The organism is Sinorhizobium arboris LMG 14919 (genome assembly GCF_000427465.1).
Lineage (GTDB): Bacteria > Pseudomonadota > Alphaproteobacteria > Rhizobiales > Rhizobiaceae > Sinorhizobium > Sinorhizobium arboris.
The window spans coordinates 156,384-170,120 of sequence record NZ_ATYB01000008.1; the positions used below are offsets into that span (position 1 = coordinate 156,384).

General features: G+C 61.5%; 13 protein-coding genes. 5 read left to right on the forward strand and 8 right to left on the reverse strand.

Annotation, left to right across the window (positions count from 1 at the left end):
• Window positions 1-14: 14 nt before the first annotated feature.
• From SINAR_RS0101510 to SINAR_RS0101535, 6 genes are all read right to left on the reverse strand, one after another.
• Window positions 15-1,250, reverse strand: a complete 1,236-nt coding sequence (locus tag SINAR_RS0101510; protein ID WP_027997394.1) for an NAD(P)/FAD-dependent oxidoreductase — start codon at window positions 1,248-1,250, stop codon at window positions 15-17.
• Between the two features lie 59 nt (window positions 1,251-1,309).
• Window positions 1,310-2,188 carry a dihydrodipicolinate synthase family protein gene (locus tag SINAR_RS0101515; RefSeq protein ID WP_027997395.1) on the reverse strand — a complete coding sequence of 293 codons (879 nt, stop codon included), beginning with the start codon at window positions 2,186-2,188 and terminating at the stop codon, window positions 1,310-1,312.
• A 28-nt stretch (window positions 2,189-2,216) separates the two neighbouring features.
• On the reverse strand, window positions 2,217-2,882 hold the full coding sequence (locus tag SINAR_RS0101520) for an amino acid ABC transporter permease (protein WP_027997396.1): 666 nt from the start codon (window positions 2,880-2,882) through the stop codon (window positions 2,217-2,219).
• An 11-nt stretch (window positions 2,883-2,893) separates the two neighbouring features.
• A complete protein-coding gene (locus SINAR_RS0101525; RefSeq protein ID WP_027997397.1) occupies window positions 2,894-3,556 on the reverse strand; it encodes an amino acid ABC transporter permease in 663 nt (220 codons plus the stop codon).
• 9 nt (window positions 3,557-3,565) lie between these two features.
• Entirely contained in the window at window positions 3,566-4,345 is a 780-nt protein-coding gene (locus SINAR_RS0101530; protein WP_033056922.1) for an amino acid ABC transporter ATP-binding protein, read from the reverse strand.
• Window positions 4,346-4,418: 73 nt separating this feature from the next.
• Window positions 4,419-5,252, reverse strand: coding sequence for a substrate-binding periplasmic protein (locus tag SINAR_RS0101535; RefSeq protein ID WP_027997399.1), 834 nt, complete (start codon window positions 5,250-5,252; stop codon window positions 4,419-4,421).
• Between the two features lie 204 nt (window positions 5,253-5,456).
• On the opposite strand from SINAR_RS0101535, the gene SINAR_RS0101540 reads away from it, so the two are divergent.
• Window positions 5,457-6,176 (forward strand): GntR family transcriptional regulator, encoded by a 720-nt coding sequence (locus SINAR_RS0101540; protein ID WP_027997400.1) that lies wholly within the window; start codon window positions 5,457-5,459, stop codon window positions 6,174-6,176.
• 153 nt (window positions 6,177-6,329) lie between these two features.
• Here the strand turns inward: SINAR_RS0101540 and SINAR_RS0101545 are convergent, their stop codons facing one another.
• Window positions 6,330-7,328 (reverse strand): VOC family protein, encoded by a 999-nt coding sequence (locus SINAR_RS0101545; RefSeq protein WP_027997401.1) that lies wholly within the window; start codon window positions 7,326-7,328, stop codon window positions 6,330-6,332.
• 346 nt (window positions 7,329-7,674) lie between these two features.
• Between SINAR_RS0101545 and SINAR_RS0101550 the strand changes: the two genes are divergently transcribed.
• Window positions 7,675-8,709 carry a LacI family DNA-binding transcriptional regulator gene (locus tag SINAR_RS0101550; protein ID WP_027997402.1) on the forward strand — a complete coding sequence of 345 codons (1,035 nt, stop codon included), beginning with the start codon at window positions 7,675-7,677 and terminating at the stop codon, window positions 8,707-8,709.
• Between the two features lie 602 nt (window positions 8,710-9,311).
• Entirely contained in the window at window positions 9,312-10,097 is a 786-nt protein-coding gene (locus SINAR_RS1000000134640; RefSeq protein ID WP_027997404.1) for a glycine-rich domain-containing protein, read from the forward strand.
• Window positions 10,098-10,115: 18 nt separating this feature from the next.
• On the opposite strand, the gene SINAR_RS0101565 is transcribed toward SINAR_RS1000000134640, so the two are convergent.
• Entirely contained in the window at window positions 10,116-11,204 is a 1,089-nt protein-coding gene (locus tag SINAR_RS0101565; RefSeq protein ID WP_150851975.1) for a hypothetical protein, read from the reverse strand.
• Between the two features lie 97 nt (window positions 11,205-11,301).
• Here SINAR_RS0101565 and SINAR_RS01000000132930 point away from each other — a divergent pair, with 97 nt between their 5' ends.
• Window positions 11,302-11,937, forward strand: coding sequence for a class I SAM-dependent methyltransferase (locus tag SINAR_RS01000000132930; protein WP_050577407.1), 636 nt, complete (start codon window positions 11,302-11,304; stop codon window positions 11,935-11,937).
• A gap of 212 nt (window positions 11,938-12,149) precedes the next feature.
• Window positions 12,150-13,715, forward strand: a complete 1,566-nt coding sequence (locus tag SINAR_RS0101575) for an ABC transporter substrate-binding protein (RefSeq protein ID WP_027997406.1) — start codon at window positions 12,150-12,152, stop codon at window positions 13,713-13,715.
• Window positions 13,716-13,737: the final 22 nt, after the last annotated feature.

Consider the following 13,737-nt stretch of genomic DNA (forward strand, 5'->3'; position numbering starts at 1 on the left):
GATCGGCTCGGCGACTAGAACCGGTCGACGCGGTAGGGTTTGAGATCGATCGGAGGCTTGGCGCCGGTAACGAGGTCGCCCATCAGCCGGGCGGTCGTCGCTGCATAAGTCAGGCCCAGATGCCCGTGACCGGTAGCATAGAAGACGCCCCGATGTTTCGCGGAGGGACTGATGATCGGCACCGTATCCGGGAGCGCCGGCCGATGGCCCATCCACTCCGTGGCCTCGCCTATCTGAAGACCCGGCAGCGCCTCTTGCGCGCGTTTCACCAGAACTTTGGCGCGCCGGTAGTCCGGAGCGGCATCGAGCCCCGCCATCTCCACCGTGCCGCCGACGCGGATGCCGCCGGCCGTCGGCGTGACCATGAAGGCGCGCGCGGGCCAGATAATCGAGTGGCGCATCGAAATGCCCGGCGCCATGATCTGCGTGTGGTAGCCGCGCTCGGTTTCGAGCGGAATCGCCTCGTCGAGCAGCCGCGACAGCTTGCCCGTATAGGCGCCAGCGCAAAGCACGATTTCCGAGGCGTCGATCGAACGGCCGTCCTTGAGACGCACAGCTTCGACGCGATCGCTGTGATCGAAGCCGACGACCTCGCCCTGTTCGATCCTGCCGCCGAGCGACAAGAATTTCTCGCTGACCTTTACGGCCAACCGATAGGGGTCGCGGATGGAGCGGTTGTCCGGAAAGAGCACTGCCTTTGCGATTTTCGAAGTCAAGGCGGGCTCAAGATCGCGGATTGTAGTGCCGCCGAGGATCTCGTGGCGGAAGCCGAAGCGCTCGAGCACCGCGATATGCTCCCGATCCGCCCTGAACTCGGCTTCGTCCGCATAGAGACTGAGGCAACCTTCCTCCGTCAGCATGTCCGCGAGATTCGCCGCTTCGAGCAGAGGCAGAAGGTCGTCGTAGACGCGGCGGCACAGCACTGCACCGGCTGCCTCTAGTTCCTTCACGCGCGATGGCCGGCTCGCCTCGAGAAACCGGAGAAACCAAGGCGCGAGCTTCGGCATATAGGAGGGCCGGATGCGCACCGGCCCCTCCGGATCGATCAGCCATTTCGGCATCTGCGCCCAGACCGAAGGTCGCGAGGCGGGCATGAACTCGGTGACCGCGATCGATGCCATGTTGCCATAAGAGGCGCCCTTGCCGGGGCGTTCCCGGTCGATCAGCACGACGCTCCGGCCGCGACGCTGCAGTTCAAAGGCGATGGTGACGCCGATGATGCCGGCGCCGACGACTGCGATGGTAGACACGACCTGTCCTCGAAAGCGGGCTTGGATACTATGAGGCTATTCTCACCCTCCCGCGGCGCTTACCAGTTCAGGATCGGCTGCATCGCCGCCCGGAACTCGGCCTTTTCATCGTCGGTCAGCGGGCCGAGTGGCGCGCGGCACTCACCGAGGGGCAAACCCTGAAGCTCGCAGCCATATTTGATCTTTTGTACGAACTTGCCGCTTTCGAGGATGTTCATCGCCCGAAAGAGCGTTTTCATCTGCGCACGTGCCTTGTCGAGATCGCCGGATCTGAACGTTCGGTCGAGGTCGCAGCAAGCCTTGGCCATGCAGTTCGAAGGCCCGCAAATCCAGCCCTCAGCCCCCCAGAACATGAAGTCGAGCGCGATGTCATCGGAGCCGGAGACCAGTTGAATGCGGCCTTCGTAGCGGCTGGCGATGTCGATTGCGCGCTGCAATACCCCCGAGCTTTCCTTGATTCCGATCACGCGCGGATTGTCGGCGAAATGATCCATCAGCTCGAAACTGATGTCCGAGCCATCCTTGGCCGGATAGGAATAGAGAACCAGGTTCACATCGACAGCACCGAGCACGGTCTCGTAGTGCCGGATCAGTTCGGTCTGCGTGGGACGGGTATAGAACGGCGGAGCGAGCAGCACAGTGTCATAGCCGATGTCCTTGGCGATCGCCGTGTCCTCAATGACTTCGCGGGTGGCAGGCGCATTGGTACCTGCGACCAGGATTTCGCCCGGTCGGGCAAAATCCTTGACGAATTGCAGCACGTCGCGGCGCTCTTCCCTGGACTGGCTGAAATACTCTCCGGTCGATCCGTTCGGAACCCAGCCGGTGACGCCGGCCTCCCGCAGATGTGCCAGAAGCTTTTCAAAAGCCTTGAAGTCGACCCTGTTGTTCGCGTCGAACGGCGTGACGAGGGCGGGCATGACGCCAGAGAGTTTCATGGAAGGTCTCCTTTCGAAAGAATTCGGTTCAGATCGCGAGCTTGGCGAGCATGCGCCGCTCGACGAGCGTCACTGCACGGGTGAGCGGGAAAGCGATGACGAAGTAGATGAGGGCGACGACCGTGAGAACTTCGACGGGGCGTGCCGTGTTGTTGGAAATGTTCTGGCCGACGAACATCAGATCGGCCATGCCGACGGCCGAAACGAGCGCGCTTTCCTTGAACAGGCTGACGCAGTTCGACAGCAGCGTGGGGACGGCGCGCAGCACCGCCTGAGGCAGGATGACGCTCGTCACCTCGACGCGCCGCGGCAGGCCGAGCGCGACGCAGGCGTCGAGCTGCTCGGCACCGATCGACTTCAGCGAGGCGCGAAACGTCTCGCTGGTGATCGCACCCATGTAGAGCGTCAGTGCGATAACACCGGAGGCAAAATTGGAGAGTTCGACGCCGAGGATCAGCGGCAGGCAGAAGAAGATCCAGAAGAGCTGGACGAGCACCGGCGTGCCGCGGAAGAACTCGACATAGACGCTGGAGACCGCGCGCAGGAGAGTGCTTCGCGAGGTCCGGGCGAGGCCGATCAAAAAGCCGAGGCTGCAGCCGAGGACGACGCAGATCAGCGTCAGCTTGATGGTCATCCAGAGACCGAGCGCGAGGGCTTCCTGGAAGCGAAGAACGATGGAGAAGTCGAGGGCCATGCGTCTTCTCCTCAGCTCATCATCAGTTGGCGGCGGCGTTCGAGATAGCCGACGATCTGCGAGACCGGGAACGAGACGGCGAAGTAGACGAGCGCGACGATGGTGAAGGTCTCGATCGGCCGATAGGTCTCCGTCGCCAACGTCTTCGCCTGGTACATGAGGTCCTGCACGGCGACGATCGCGACCAGCGCGGTCTGCTGGAAGATGCCGATGCCATTCGTAAGCAAGACCGGTATCGACGCACGCACCGCCGTCGGCAGCACGATATAGAGGGTGCGCTGCAGCGGATTGAGGCCGAGCGCAATGCCGGCATCGAGCTGCTCGCGCGGAACGGCCTGGATCGCGGCGCGATAGGCCTCTGCATTGAAGGCCATCAGGTTGAAGCCGAGCGCCAGGATGCCCATCGTCATCGAGCCGAGAAAGACGTTGAACAGCATCGGCACGCAGTAGAAGAACCAGACGATCTGTACGATCGCCGGCGTGCAACGGAAGAACTCGACGAACAGCATGGCAGGCAGGCGGATCGGCGCGAAGCGGCTCATGATGAGAAGCGCCAGCGGAAAGCCGAGCACGATGCCGATCAGGTTGGCGGCTCCCGTCAACTGCAGCGTGACAATCAGCCCTTCCCAAAGCGGGCCGAAGGAGATGGAGTGGAAATCGAAGGCGTAACCCATCTCCCCCTCCTAGTGCCGGATATGGAAGACGCGGTCGATGAACTCGCGGGTGCGCTCTTCCTTGGGGGAGCCGAGCACCTGCTCCGGCGGGCCATCCTCGACGACCACGCCGCCGGCGCAGAAGATGACGCGCGAGGCGATGTTCTTCGCAAACCACATGTCGTGGGTGACGATCATCATCGGCATGTCCTGGCGGGCGAGCTGCAGGATCACCTGCTCGACCTCGGCGACGAGTTCGGGATCGAGAGCGGACGTCACCTCATCGAACAACATCAGCTTCGGATCGAGCATCAGGGCGCGGGCGATCGCCACGCGCTGTTTCTGTCCGCCAGATAGCTGCGCGGGATACGCCTTAGCCTTGGCGCCGAGGCCAAATCGTTCGAGCAGCGCTTGGGCGCGCTTTGTGGCACTGGCCTTGTTTTCACCGCGCACCTTGCAGGGCGCGAGAATCAGGTTCTGGATGACGTTGAGATGCGGAAACAGCGTGTAGTGCTGGAACACCATGCCGATCGACCGCCGCACCTCGGTGTCGATGAGGGTTTTCCTGTCGGCTCCCTCCGACGAGATATAGGGCTTGCCGCCGAAGCTGATCGAGCCGCTGTCGATCTTCTCGAGGCCCATCATGACGCGCAGCAGCGTGCTCTTGCCACCGCCGCTCGGGCCGATGACCACGACCCTTTCGCCAGGCTTCATCTCGATGTCGAGTCCTTTGAGGACCTGGATATGCGGCCCATAGCTCTTGTGAAGGGACTGTATTTTGACAAGGGGGGCACTGAAGGACATGGTCATTGCCGATCTCGCTGGTCAAAGAGGGATGAGAGTGGCCGGGCGAACGATGGCCGCAGGCCCGGCCAGGCTATCGTCACTGAGTGCTCTTCAGCACCTGATCGACGGCCTTGCGGATCAGTTCATCAACGTGACCGGTCGCGACCCTTTCCTCGAGGAATATGTTCACGACCTCGACATCGGCGGCTGACAATTGATGCGGCAGGCCGAAGGCAACGCCCTGCTTGGCCAGCGCCGGCTTCGGATTGATCGCCACGGCCCAATCGGGATTCGATTGGGTGAAAAGCTGGTTGGTGTCCGAAGCATCGACGAGCATGTCTGCACGCCGGGAGACGACGGCCAGGCGCGTTTCATCGTTGCCCGGCAGGCGGAGGATCGTTGCGTTCTTGACCGCAGCGGTGATCGCCTTGTCCTGGGCGGTGCCCGACATGACCGCCAGCGTCACGTCCTTCTTGTCGATGTCGGCAACCGATGTCGCGCCGGCCGGGATCTTTGGGTTCTCCTTATTGTAGGCGAGCGAGATCTGGTACTCCATCGCGGGAACAGAGAACTGCACGGCCATGGCGCGGGCCGGCGTCCTGTTCAGCGCGAGCGAGACATCCCATTTTCCCGCCTGCAGACCGGCGACGATGTTGTCCCAGGTCGTATCGACGAATTCCGGCTTGACCTTCAGCGTATCGGCGAATTCACGGCAGAGATCCGCGAAGAAGCCGGAATATTCGCCACTCGCCGGATCGCGCATGACATAGGGCGGAGCGACAGCCGCACCGCAGCGCAGGACGCCCGCCTTCTGCACGCCCTGCCAATAGCCTTCGGCGGTTTGGGCGGAAGCGGCCGTGCTGGAAAGACCGGTGATCAGGGCAAGCGCAGGCAGCGCCCGGAGTAAGGGCGAAAGCATCTTCGATAGCATCGTCATTTCCTCTGTTTGACGTGCGCGCCGTGCGCGCGGTTCCTCTCGTCGGCTTGGAGCCGATCTTCGCTGTTCTAGGTGTCGTCTCAGTGTCGACATGATAATTAATGTCGTCTCAGTGTCGACATTGTCAAGTGGAAAATCTACATTGTCTTGGCGGGTGCATTCTGGCGTTATGAGCTGGATGATGGGAAAGGGACGTAAGTGTCTGACGAAACAGAAACCAAGCGGGCCAAGGGCACCGGGTGGAAAAGTGTCTATGAGACGCTCAGGAACGAAATACTCGCGCTGACGCTCGCCCCCGGTCAGCTTCTCGACGAGAACTCGCTCGCGGAGCGGTTCGACATGTCCCGCTCACCGGTGCGCGAGGCGCTGATCCGGCTCGCCGGCGAGGACCTCGTCGTAACGCTCTCGAACCGCAGCACGATCGTCGCGCCGATCGAGGTCGCGACCTTTCCGAAATATGTCGAAGCGCTGGACATCGCGCAGCGGATGAATACCCGGCTTGCGGCGGAACTGCGCACCGAGGCGGACCTTAAGGCGATCACCAAGCGTCAGAAGGAATTCGAAGCGGCCGTGAAGACCGGCAATCACCTGCAGATGTCGGAAGCGAACAAGCAGTTCCACATGGCCATCGCCCGCGCCGGCAAGAACCCCTATCTGGCCTCGTTCTACGAGCGGCTGCTCAATCAGGGCCAGCGCATGCTCCATCTGCACTTCGAATATCTGGAGCGGACGCATGAAGGCTATCTCCTGACCGACGAGCACAATCAGATGCTTGAGGCGATCCGTGCGAAGAATGTCGACCTTGCCGACGAGTTGGCCCATGCCCATACGCGCCAGTTCCAGCAGAACTTCATGGATTTCATGCGCGAAAACTACACGACCGACGTCTCTCTCGCCCGACGGAAGGCTGCCGAGTAGTTTCCTCGGCTCGCCTCGTGTGAAGCAGCGATCGGCGAACCGGCATTCGAGCTCGTCCGGCACAGGCCGCCCGCAATCGGTAGCGGTAACCGGGTCGGCCTTCCAGGGATCAGCGATCCGGAATTTAGTCATCCCGCAACGTGGGAGGGATGCTCACGCAGCCGCCTCGTTTGGTGTGGCCTGCCGGTTCTGGGCCGGAGGTGTTCCATAGACCCAGAAGGAGTCCGGCACCGGCGAGCCGCTCCAGACCACGCCATCGGCGATTTTGGATGCCTCCCATACCACTGTCCTCCAGGCCGGGTCGAAGATCATATAGCCGGGATCACCCATGACCTCGACGCGGTTGCCTCCCGGTTCCAGCATGTAGAGGAACGTCGCCCCGCCGATGCCGTGCCGGCCCGGTCCATGCTCGATCGAAATGCCGGCTTCTTTTGCCAGCTCCGCCAGGTCGAAGAGATGCTGCACTGAGATATAGTGGAAACAGACGTGGTGGAAGCGTCCGCGCATCTCCGTCGGCTCCGGCACAATTGCGATGTCGTGCGACAGGTTCGTCACGCTGAGCCAGCTCGCGATCACCGGTCCCCCATCGTCACCGACGACCCGCTCACGCTCGCGGAAGCCCAGCACGTCGACCATGAAGTCGCGGCACACCCCGGTGTTGGCGGCCATCACGTTCAGGTGATCGATACGGCGAACCGGAACGCCGTTCGGCGGACGTTTTTGCGGCCGGTTGTGCAATGGCGTTTCCTGCCCGGATGGCACGGTGACATAGTCGACATCCCACAGCAGCTCCATCGGGTGCCCCTCGGGTGTTTCGAAGCTGAAGGCACGGCCATGGCCGACATCGCCGTCGATCCAGCCTCGCCCGAGCCCGGCGGCCTCGATCGCCGCAACACGGCGTTCCAGAGCCTGCGGGCTGCGTGTCCGCCAGGCAACGTGCCCGAGGCCGGCATGCTGCGCCTCTGTCACCTTCAGCGAGTGATGATACTGCTCCTCGTAGCCGCGCAGATAGGCCGACCGGTCGTGCCGCTCGGTTTCCTGCATGCCCATGAGATCTTTGAAAAAGTACAATGTCCCATCAAAATCGGGCGTCAGCAGTTCGACATGCGCGAGCTGGGCGACATCGAAGATGGGTTCGGAGAAGGTGCTCATGACGACACTCCTGATGAAGGGGCCACGTTGAAGGGAATGCACTTCTGACTTCACAAAGCGCTCGCGCGCCGATCTGCAGCCGCTGGCTTGGCGTCGGTCAGCCGTCACGCCGGCGGCCACCACTCGTCAATCTCCGTTGCTCCGATCGTCGCCCGTCCGCGCAATTCCTGCATCGGGCGACGGGTCAGGCGCGGCACGAACGAGCCGAAAGCGCAGTCAAACGCGCCGCATGCAAAAAATTGGAGCGCTCCAAAGCGCCATATTCATGATAATTTTATGCTACACTAACAAAAAACTTGGAGCGCTCCAAGATATGATCTGCAGAAAGCGAACGAGTGGATCACAAATGCCAACGCTAGCCGATGTGGGCAGGGTCGCCGGAGTATCTCGCGGCACTGTCTCAAACGTCTTCAACCATCCCGAACTGGTGAAACCTGCCCTACGCGCCCGCGTAGAGGCGGCGGCACGTCAACTCGGATACGATGGTCCAAACCCCAGGGGGCGGGTGCTCCGTGACGGCAAGGTCAACGCCATCGGCGTCGTACCGGCGGGCAGCTGGGGTGTTGTCGACTCACTTGGAAATCCTGTCTTCCGGCAGTTCTTGCTCGGCATTGGCGAGGTTTGCGACGAAGTCGGCGCGAACCTCGTCATCATTCCAGACAAGATGGGGAACGGTGGCATCAGAACCGCACTGGTGGACGGCTTCATTCTCAGCCGAATTGAGCACCTTGCAGAGATCGAGTCGGCGCGGCTTCGCCAGCTTCCCTTCGCCGTCATGGATGTCGACCCCGGGCCGGACGTCAGTTCGGTCCGCGTGGACGCCCGCGCCGGCTGCTTTGCCGCGGGGCAGCATCTCACCAGTCTCGGCCACCGCCGGTTCGGCATCATCTCGTTCCTTCGGGACTTCGGCCCGCCGCGGTTCTACCCACCGGGCCGTCCCCGGGGCCTCGAGGTAGCGGGAATGCCGCTCGATCAGGAGAAATTGCGCGGCTATGCCGACGCGCTCGCTGAGGTCGGCATCGCGATTGACGACGTGCCGATCGTGCAAGCGCATCCTTGGGAGCGGGAAGCCGCAAGGATGATGCTCGACGTAGCGCCCGACGCGACTGCAATACTCTCGATGTCGGCCATGCAAGGGATCGCCATAATGGAGGAAGCCCGTCGCCGTGGCCGCTCCGTGCCCGGTGACCTTTCCGTCGTCGGCTTCAACGACATACCCGAAGCGGCGCAGGCCGATCCGCCGCTTACGACGGTCGATGGTTTGGGCACCGAGAAAGGCCGGGTTGCGGCCCGGATCGTCTTCGAGGGCGGCCCGCCGCGATGCGAACTTCTGCAGACCAGGCTGCTGGTGCGATCGTCGACCGCGCCGCCATTGCGGTGAGCCTGCATCTTCACGACCGCCATGGCGTATTCGCGCAGCCTGTGCAGCCATAGACATTGTAACCGAAGGTAACTATAGTCGGGAATTACTACTATAAATGGTCAATAAGGCTGTCCTTTATTCTCGGGAATGCCTCACTTTGAGGGGGAGGATTGCGAGATGGCAAATCAGAGACACAATGATCAATTGCGCGCCCATGCCCTGCTGGGTCGCTTGCTTGAAGTCGGCACAAACGTTCGAGCATTGCGAGGCTATATTGGCCCAGATAAAGGTGACGGCCGGATAAGGCTGTACCCGTCGTTGGGAGACCTTGGTTTCAGTATCGAAATAGATAGTAGCGACATTGTTGCGTCGGCCGCTGCTCCGGAATCGCTATTGCCGTACGGCGGCTCGACGATTTGGGTTAAGCCCGACGCAGAGCTGGTATGCCATGGCGACCGGGTCAACACAGTGTCAGCCCGGCGCCCGCGGGGAGCCGGCGCTGTGACCGTGTCGGCTACCAATGTCGACCAGACACAAACTGCGGCGGGACGTCTGGTTGAGGTGCAGGCGGGCCGGTTAAACATTCAGTTGCGACCGCGCGTAATGAGTACCTGCGCGTCGTGCTCCTGCTCAAGCTGCGAACCACATCCCGGTTGCACGTCGACATGCAACCAGGTGGTGGCGGCGCGCTCAATCGGGATCGGACCGTGAGTGGCTCGCCGGAAACACTTGGCTCACAGGCGGAAAACGAGGCGCTGGCGAACTACGAGCTTGCCCTGCGTTTCGAGGCCCCTTACTTGCTCGAAAAGCTGGTCAAAGATCGAATTGTCGATTCTGCTGAAGAGGGAGAGGCGCTATTCACTGAGGCGAAGAAGTTTCTCGTTTTATCATTCACGGATACGGGCGTGTCGTGGAATATGTACTCTACGCGCGTCGATGAAGTCTGGCATCAGTTTATTTTATACACCAGCCAGTACGCCGAATTTTGCCACCGGTTTTTCGGACAGTACCTTCACCACAACCCGAGCAATGCACCCGAGGCACCGGGACGTCCGGAACTCAAGCCGTCCACGTTCGAGGGGTTTCGCGCGCGCTACGAATCCTTGTTCGGCGAACCGCTACCCGAGATCTGGCTCGATAGTCGATCGGTGTCGCTGTCGCGTCGTGTGATCAACGACAACGCGGGTCTCGCGCAAGTGTCGGCCGAGAACGGAATGGCAAGTCTTGTGGGGCCGGGTGGCAGAATCGACGTTGTCGTCAACGACATTGCGCGGGACGCGTTGGAATTCATTTCCCGCACCGGTGCCTTCTACGTTCGCGAGCTGCCAGGTGACCTCACCGATGACGAGAAGGTTGGTCTGGTCGCGACACTCGTCGAGCACCGCGTTTTGCGAGCAGCACCCTAGATAGCGAAGGGTTGTTCCTCACCACCGCTCGAGCAGCTCTTCCAGAGGAAACGCAATACCGACGCGCGCCCACTGGTCCGCGACGCGCAACAGCGCCGGTTCTGCCCGCGCTACCCATCCAGGATGGCGGTCGCGCTGATCGTAGACCCGGAACTCCTCGACATCATGGCCCGACGATCCCAAGAGTTCGGCATTACGCCGAGCCTCTCGCATGAAACGCTCGGCGCCATAGGCCACCACTCGATAGCGGCGGGTGAGGTTGTAGCCACCCATTGCCAAACGCACATGGTAGTCTTCCCAGTAACGCAAATACGCGTCGAAGTAGTCCATGTCAGCGACCTCCACGTCGCTGAAGCCGGCGCTGATCAAATCCCGTGCCCACAGTCGCTCGATGTTTCCGCGCTGAACGAACCGACCATCGGTCGGCAGGCCTCCCGCCGTTTCGAACGTAGAGATGCACGCCGGGACGGGGTGGCGGATTGTGATGATGCCTTCTCCACCGAGACCGAGAACAGATTGGAACAGGCCCGCCGCATACGCGGCTTTCGTCGCCTTCTTCGGAACCACGACGTAATCGCCCCGATCAGCGGCGGTGAAAAACAATTCCACCATGGCGAGATACTCGGCCATGGTGTGCAAGCTCTCGATCCATGTGTTACCCGAACGATCGAATCGCCAGGGTGCGGCCTCTGGAAACCCGTCATGCGCGAGCACCGCCGGCACACGAGCGGGATCGTATCCGAGCGCGCGAAACAGTTCCTTGGTCAGATATTTGCCTCCGCTGCGCGGAGCGCCGACGACGAGCACGAAACGGAACCGTTGCTGCACAGCGCGGATTGCATCAACATCCCCGATAAGCAGTGCCACGAACAATTCATATGCCCTGCCAAGATGACGCATACCGGCGTCATTATCGACAATCCGCCGCCGCAATTGATGCGACGCGCTGGGTGACAACCGACGACCGAGTCGTTCGGGCCGTTCTTGCCCGTATATGGCCCAACTCGACCCATCAAATTCACCGCCGGCGAGCCACGCGTCGATGAATCGCAGGAATTGCTCCGATGGAGGCATGTGCGAGTCGGTCAGGGTGATACGCACGCTCATCGGACCTCCGTAGACTGTCACCGGGGGCCGATTGCCAACTGACCAAGCCCGCACCACATGCTAGCTTAGGTTTCACCGCGTCGCGAAGGAAATCGGCATGTCTGAATCGCGTTACGGCCCGGAGTTTTGGCGCGCCATTTGGGCGAACGGTGGGGCCGCATTTACCGCTGGCGAACGAGGGCAACTACTCGCCACGCATTGGCCCGAACTCGAAGTGCCGCCCGAGTGCAAGGTTTTGGTGCCAATGTCGGGGAAATCGCCCGACCTGGCTTGGCTGGCTTCCCATAAATTCGAGGTCGTCGGCGTCGAGATTTCGCCGATCGCCTGCGAAGCCTTCTTTGCCGAGCACCAAATCGCGGCTGACTGTACGGCTGTCGGGGCTTTCATGCGTTGGCGAGGCGGCGGAGTCACCATTCTTCAGGGGGACTTCTTCGACTTGGACGGAACATATGCTGCTGCGCTCGACCGGGGTGCTCTCGTCGCACTGCCGCCACAGGACCGACGCCGCTACGCCCGGCATTTGAGGAGCCTCCTGGAGCCGGGCGGCGTGCTGCTGCTGGTAACTGTCGAATACGACCCCATGCGCAGGTCCGGTCCACCATTCCCAGTGTTTCCCGACGAGATTCGCCAGGTGTTTCCCGGTGCGGTCGAACGGTCACGCCGGCCACTCCGCAGGGCACGCTGGACCGCGGTCGGCGGTGCTGACGCCGTGGTCTGGGCGATGAGGGTTTAATCCGCCAAATGTCGCCGGTGCTCGTAGCGGCAGACGGGTGGCTACATTGCCGATACGGTCGAGGCCACGTGAACCGACATCGCCTGTCGTGGCAATCAACCATGCTGCCGCCGACTGTTGTTGCAAACTATCATGATAGATTATTGCATGCTGTAGATTTATAGTTATAAATAGCGCTTGCGAACTGAAGCCAAATCGAAAGGATCTTCCCCATGAAGAGGCTGTTTCGGAGCGCCATCGCCTTGGCCGCTCTTGCTTTTGCAGGGGCTGCCGCCGCGCCGGCCGCAGCGCAGACTCCGCCCGACGTTCTCGTCGTCGGCCAGATTGCCGAGCCGCAGTCTCTGGACCCGCATACGGTGACCGCAACCAACGACTTCCGCATCCTCGTCAACGTCTATGACGGACTTGTCCGTTTCAAAGACGGTACATTGGAGGTGGAGCCGGCTCTTGCCGAAAGCTGGGAAATCTCTGAAGATGGAAAGACCTACACGTTCAAGTTAAGGCAGGGCGTGAAGTTTCACGACGGCTCCGATTTCAATGCCGAGGCCGTGAAGTTCAACTTCGACCGCATGCTGAAGAAAGACCATCCGTTCTACGACACCGGGCCGTTCCCGCTTTCCTTCAACTTCGCCTCCGTCGAAGCGGTCAACGCTCTCGATGAGCGCACGGTCGAGTTCAAGCTCAGCGAGGCCTTTGCGCCGTTCCTTTCAAACCTCGCTTATCCTACGGGTCTGATCGTCTCGCCTGCCGCCGTCGAAAAGCACGGCAAGGAATATGGGCGCAGCCCCTCAGGGACCGGACCGTTCAAATTCGTCGAGTGGTTGTCGAACCAGCGCGTCGTCGTCGAACGCAACCCGGACTACTGGGACGGCGCCGCAAAGCTTGAGGCCGTCGTCTTCCGCCCCATTACCGACGCCAACACCCGTGTCGCCGAGATGATGGCCGGCGGTATCGACGTGATGGTGGAGGTGCCGCCGGACAATCTTGCGACCTTCGAGCAGGACGCCAATTTCACCGTTGCCGAGCAGGCGGGACCGCATGTCTGGTTCGCCATCCTGAACACCAAGGAGGGCCCTTTTGCCGACAAGCGCGTGCGCCAGGCCGCCAATTATGCAGTGAACAAGCAAACGCTGGTCGACGACGTGCTGCAGGGGACGGCGACGGTCGCGGCCGGCCCGATACCGCCCGCCTTCAACTGGGTGGAAAGCTCGGTGGAGCCCTATGCCTATGATCCCGATAAGGCCAGGGCCCTGCTCGCGGAAGCCGGCGTCGAAAACCCGCAGGTGACGTTCTACGTGACCGAGGGCGGCTCGGGCATGCTCGATCCGATCACCATGGGTGCAGCGATCCAGGCCGATCTCCAGGCTGTCGGCTTTAACGTCAAGATCGAGACCTACGAGTGGAACACCTTTCTTGGCCGGGTCAATCCTGGCCTGGAGGGCAAGGCGGACATGGCCGAGATGGCCTGGATGACAAACGACCCGGATACCGTCCCCTACCTGACGTTGCGCACCGGCGCTATGCCCGACCAGGGAGGCTTCAACTCCGGCTATTATTCCAATCCGCAGCTGGACGAGCTCCTGGAAAAGGCGCGCAGGTCCACGGATCCGGCCGAGCGTGGCAAGCTCTATGGCGAGGTCCAGTCGATCGTCCATGACGATGCGCCATGGCTTTTCGTCGCCAATTGGAAGCAGAATGCGGTGACGACCGCCGCGGTCAAAGGCTTCAAGCTGCAGCCCTCCTTCCTGCTCGATCTCCATGGCGTGACGAAAGAGTAGCGCGCGCATCGGAAATCGCTGC

Bases quoted from the DNA above. Each gene is read 5' to 3' on its own strand.
- SINAR_RS0101520 (WP_027997396.1), bottom strand. From the start codon at position 2,882: ATGGCCCTCGACTTCTCCATCGTTCTTCGCTTCCAGGAAGCCCTCGCG.
- SINAR_RS01000000132930 (WP_050577407.1), top strand. From the start codon at position 11,302: ATGTCTGAATCGCGTTACGGCCCGGAGTTTTGGCGCGCCATTTGGGCG.
- SINAR_RS0101535 (WP_027997399.1), bottom strand. From the start codon at position 5,252: ATGCTATCGAAGATGCTTTCGCCCTTACTCCGGGCGCTGCCTGCGCTT.
- SINAR_RS0101575 (WP_027997406.1), top strand. From the start codon at position 12,150: ATGAAGAGGCTGTTTCGGAGCGCCATCGCCTTGGCCGCTCTTGCTTTT.
- SINAR_RS0101565 (WP_150851975.1), bottom strand. From the start codon at position 11,204: ATGAGCGTGCGTATCACCCTGACCGACTCGCACATGCCTCCATCGGAG.
- SINAR_RS0101550 (WP_027997402.1), top strand. From the start codon at position 7,675: ATGCCAACGCTAGCCGATGTGGGCAGGGTCGCCGGAGTATCTCGCGGC.
- SINAR_RS0101545 (WP_027997401.1), bottom strand. From the start codon at position 7,328: ATGAGCACCTTCTCCGAACCCATCTTCGATGTCGCCCAGCTCGCGCAT.
- SINAR_RS0101515 (WP_027997395.1), bottom strand. From the start codon at position 2,188: ATGAAACTCTCTGGCGTCATGCCCGCCCTCGTCACGCCGTTCGACGCG.
- SINAR_RS0101525 (WP_027997397.1), bottom strand. From the start codon at position 3,556: ATGGGTTACGCCTTCGATTTCCACTCCATCTCCTTCGGCCCGCTTTGG.
- SINAR_RS0101530 (WP_033056922.1), bottom strand. From the start codon at position 4,345: ATGACCATGTCCTTCAGTGCCCCCCTTGTCAAAATACAGTCCCTTCAC.